The organism is Desulfurococcus sp., assembly GCF_049970475.1.
GTDB lineage: Archaea > Thermoproteota > Thermoprotei_A > Sulfolobales > Desulfurococcaceae > Desulfurococcus > Desulfurococcus amylolyticus.
The window spans coordinates 1-4,807 of the sequence record NZ_JBMFMW010000086.1 but is presented as its reverse complement, the minus strand read 5'-3'; the positions used below and the strand labels follow the sequence as shown (position 1 = coordinate 4,807).

Here is a 4,807-nt window from a genome sequence, read left to right as displayed (position 1 = left end):
GTGAACGCTTTAAACCTAACTGGCTTACTCGTTTCAATGATAATGGCTTATATATTCTCCATAGGCGTAGTGGGTTTAGTTATACTTGTGGTGGTAAATGTGAAATCAACCGATGTAACCGATATACTCTTCGGCACCATTGACGCTATACTAGTAAGGCTGAGCAGTATATTCTACCCATTACCTATAATACAAGCAATAGGGATAGCCCCTTACTATTATGCAGCGCTATTCAATCCATTAACAAGCATCGCGGATTTCATAAGGCTCCTATTCATACCCGAGTTCACGCTATACACTGTCTCCCCATACGCACTAGTACTTTACATCCTGGGTTTCAGTATCGGGATGATTGTACTGGCTATGGAGCATTACACTAAGAAGCTTGAGGCGGGTGGGTGGAAGTAATGTTGGGGGATGTCAGGCTAATATTATTTATTGCGCAAAGGGATTTATCACGTTTCTGGCGGTATAAATACTGGCTAGCTGGCCAGGTAGCTATGAACCTGGCCGATATACTTATCTTTGGATTAATCTTCAGGGGGATAGTTAATCCAGTACTTATACCGGATTACATAAAGTTCATCACGCCAGGGATCCTAAGCCTCTCAATATTTATTTCATCCTTCAGTATTGGCAGAGAGGTCGGTATAGAGCTGAGAAGGGAGGTTACATTATACCTGGTTTCACTACCGGTTAAGAGAACAGTGCTAGCGATCGGACGCATAGTAAGTGGGGTGCTTAGGGGCTTAATTTACCAGTTTGGCTTCCTATTATTTGCTGTGATAATACTGGGGATGCCGTGTTTAACTAGGTGGCTATATATACTTTATACATCTCTTCTACTAGCTACTGTAATGGCTGGTCTCTCTATTTCGCTCTCGACTGTCACAAGGGACTTCAACTTGCAGGCTACAATAAGATCGCTTATGTACAATATACTCTTCTTTGTCTCAAATATATTCTACCCTGAGACAGTTGTGAAGGCTAGGCTGGGGTTTGCATCCCCGATAGTCAATTACTCTCCCTTATCCATGGCTACCAGTATATATAGATGGAGCTTCGGCTACATTGAAAGCATAGATCTCGCCTACAATGCTCTTGGGCTACTCGCTTGGACAATAGTGATATTTATCTTAGCGTACAAGCTATATATTAGAAACCTGGTTGGGTGAGGGGTATGATGACTAGGTACCTGCCCCTAGCCTCGGTAATAATACCTCTTATATGCATACTTGCCTCGATGGCGTACTCTCCATGGTTCAATATATTTGGCAACGCTCTCAGTGATCTAGGGCACGCAGTTAAAAGCAGTGTAGCCCCCTTGTTTAATATAGGACTCGTATTCGGAGGGCTTTCAGCATATACTACAGCCATTGTGTCACAGCGTATAGATAAACACTACAATATGGTGCTCATGTATACAGGTGTCTCATTGATCCTAGTCGGAGTATTTGATGAGGTATATGGCTTGCTCCACTTTATTGTATCAGTCTTATTCTTCATTGGGATAGCGTTGTTTCTGTTGCTAGCAAACTTGAAGGAGAAGATGAAGATTGTTAAACTATACTCGGCGATGGCACTAGTTGTAATAATAATGGTTTGGGCTATTCACTTCACATATAGGGTGCCGAGGGGAGCGGCTATACCAGAGATTACCTCTGTCGCGTTATTCGCCCCAGTCTACCTCTATATATATTGGTAAGTGGCATCTTTGAATCTCTGAAATAGTTTTAAACCTTAAATAGTACTCATATAGGAATTAGGTGATTACATATGTCAGAGAAGAAGAAGCCAGCCCAGCAAGCATCCAGTAGTAAAGAATTCAGGGCGAACATATTTGAGCCTACAGAGGACATCCTGAAAAGACTTAAGACAGCGGTATCCAAGCAAGGGGTAAAATACTATACACCATACATACTCGCCCAGGAGCTCAATGTTAGAGTGAGCGTTGCCAGGAAGATACTCAGGGAAGCCGAGAAGAAAGGAATACTTAAACTATATTGTGGTGGCAGGAGAGCCCCGATATATGTTCCGGCTTAATACTGGTTTTCAATTGCTACATAGGGAGGCTCCACTAGCATATCTCTCCATTCTTAACTAGGTTTTTATTTTGCCAACGAATATATTTATTAGGGTGTAATTATGATGGGTGGAAAGTCTGTTGCAACTATCTTATTAATGTTCCCGATGCTCCTCTCAATAGCATCCATACTAATATATCATGTGCCGGGAGTAGTGGGCACATACCAGCCACCATTCCCAGATGCAAGGGTCGTAGTTACAAGTGTGGTGGATGGTGACACATTAAGGATCGCACCAGCAATAATGGTTGCAGGCGATTACAGGGACACTGTTAGGCTAGCTGATATCAATGCCCCCGAATTAAATACCACTGAGGGGCAGTATGCACTCGGTAATCTAACTGACCTGGTCACTCAATATGGGCCAGTCGTCTACCTCGACATAGACTCCATTAAAGGCGTCGACATCTACGGTAGGATAATCGCGGTAGCCTATCTCAGATATAATTCAACACACTTACTCAACATCAATGAGTGGTTAGTGGAAAACGGGTATGCCCAAGTGTATAATTTTACAGACAACGGGTTCGACCCCAGTACATGGAGTCTATACGAGGAATACTCGGACAGCAATGATAACTCTCCCACGGTATCATCGACAACGATAACTACTTATAATCCTGGATATTATTCATCACATAATGGATTCATGTATACTGGTTACAGTGGAAGACATGTATTCGTAGTGATGGAGGAATATAACTCAACGAGTAACAAACAGCCTAAGGTGATGGCCTGGATAATGAATCCTGATGGAATTGTTTACACACCAACTATTCTCGCATGCTACAATGGATCAAGTACAAGCGGATTCCAGGGCTTCGTTAGCACTGCATCAAATAGTAGTGGTGTACTAGTGCTATGGAGCCAGTATGAGGATACTATTGGTGGAACAAAGTATCAGAGAAGCCTAGAGTACGCGTTCATAAACTATAATGGAAATATTAATGCGCAAGGATATATAGGTATCGAGAGCTACCAGTATGCCCCGGTGGTGTTCAGACTACCCGGTTACGATGGATGGCTTGTATCATATATTACGACTATAAGAGATAGTGCGACAAACATCTATACCAGTTATGTTAGGCTTGTGGGTATTGATAGTAGTCTAGGCTCTCCTGCAACCCTCTTGAATTCAATAGTACTGGCCTCTCAAACCGGCGTTAATCAAACAGTCAACGCTACAGCAGTCGGTTTCGAGTATCTCTCAAGGGTTATGGTTGACACTTTAAGCGGTAGGGGTGTGATAGTTGCTAGGGGCTGGAACCCCGATACTTGGCATGACATAGGACTTGTAATGTACTATGTAAACTCCTCGGGTATGCCGGATCTAGTCTGGATACCGGTTGATACTAGGCCTGGGTCTCAGGGGCCTTCGCCTATCTTAGCTAGTTCTTCGTATTCGTATTACTATAACGCATTATACGGTAATATCCATGCAGCCATGAGCACTGATAGCTCGGTATCCCGTGTCCTCGTTGTATACAATGGCACTAGTACTACACTGGATTACTTCGTCTACGATGTAACAAATAATATTACTGTGAAAGCACCAAGCATCTTGGCTGGTGGTCTACGCGATAACTACTCCTATTACCCCTATGTCATACCCCTCAATGGAGATGGATGGATTGTAGTATATAGTGATGGCTATGGCAACTACAACGCGACTCTAGTAGACTTTAACGGTAACATAGTTAAGAGCGTACCAGTGGCTACAAGCATAGACTGGGTTAGAGGGCTCTATGACCCCGTTAAAAAAACGGTTCTCCTAACCTTCAGAGAGAAGATAAATAATAATACTGTGATAGCGTACTATAGTCCTGATTTAACACCATCGAATTACACTGTGAAAATCTGGAAGACAATTCCACTTTTCCCAGTAATGGTTGCTGATAACAAGTTATTGATCCTAGGGGTTGGAAGCACTATAATAGTCACTGTTGAAGGAGTCTATAACAAGCCTGAGATACTCACTCCAACCACAACTACTACGACAACTACAACCACTACTTCCACCACTACAACTACTACGACAACAACTACGACTACTACCACAACGACTCCTACGACTACAACAACCACCACCACAACTACTACGACCACTCCCACCACTACAACGCCGGGTATGACTACAACGGTGACGACAACGGTGACGAGAACGATAACCCAGGTTGTGATAGTGCCTACGACTATTACATCGACTATAATTGTAACTAATACTACTACGGCCACAGTAACCTCTACTAAGACCGTGACTCAAACAATTACCACGCCTATCACGTTAACCACTACTAAGACTGAGACCGTGACTCAAACCACTACCCAGCCTGTAACCACCACTGTGGCCAAGACCGATACCACTACAGTCACTGTTAAGGAAACAATTTCAACCACGATGACTCAGATATACACGACCACGGAGACTGAGACCGTGACTCAAACCACTACCCAGCCAACTACTATAACTGTGAAAGAACTCGACTATACTGCATCAATAGGCGTGGGTATAGGTGTAGCCGTGATTCTAGCCTCGCTACTCTACTATATAACACGTAGATGAATCAATGGAGTAACCTAAACATGGATCCGGTAAATCATGAATTTTTATAAATTCAACCATCATAATCTATTTATACAGATGAGCGGCGGTCGTCTAGCCTGGACTAGGACGCCGGCCCCCCAAGCCGGAGATCCCGGGTTCAAATCCCGGCCGCCGCACT

General features: G+C 43.5%; 4 protein-coding genes, 1 tRNA gene and 1 pseudogene. All 6 read left to right on the top strand.

What is annotated here, in order from left to right; all coding sequences use genetic code 11:
• Window positions 1-408: pseudogene (locus ACP5N5_RS05625) on the top strand (ABC transporter); the annotation flags it as partial.
• A complete protein-coding gene (locus ACP5N5_RS05620; RefSeq protein ID WP_428133725.1) occupies window positions 408-1,175 on the top strand; it encodes an ABC transporter permease in 768 nt (255 codons plus the stop codon). The pseudogene ACP5N5_RS05625 and the gene ACP5N5_RS05620, both read left to right, overlap by 1 nt.
• Window positions 1,176-1,180: 5 nt before the next feature.
• On the top strand, window positions 1,181-1,705 hold the full coding sequence (locus ACP5N5_RS05615; protein WP_428133719.1) for a DUF998 domain-containing protein: 525 nt from the start codon (window positions 1,181-1,183) through the stop codon (window positions 1,703-1,705).
• 71 nt (window positions 1,706-1,776) lie between these two features.
• Window positions 1,777-2,043, top strand: coding sequence for a 30S ribosomal protein S25e (locus ACP5N5_RS05610; RefSeq protein WP_428133717.1), 267 nt, complete (start codon window positions 1,777-1,779; stop codon window positions 2,041-2,043).
• A gap of 105 nt (window positions 2,044-2,148) precedes the next feature.
• Window positions 2,149-4,647, top strand: coding sequence for a thermonuclease family protein (locus tag ACP5N5_RS05605; RefSeq protein WP_428133713.1), 2,499 nt, complete (start codon window positions 2,149-2,151; stop codon window positions 4,645-4,647).
• An 82-nt stretch (window positions 4,648-4,729) separates the two neighbouring features.
• Window positions 4,730-4,805, top strand: a tRNA-Gly gene (locus tag ACP5N5_RS05600).
• The last annotated feature ends 2 nt before the right edge of the window (window positions 4,806-4,807 follow it).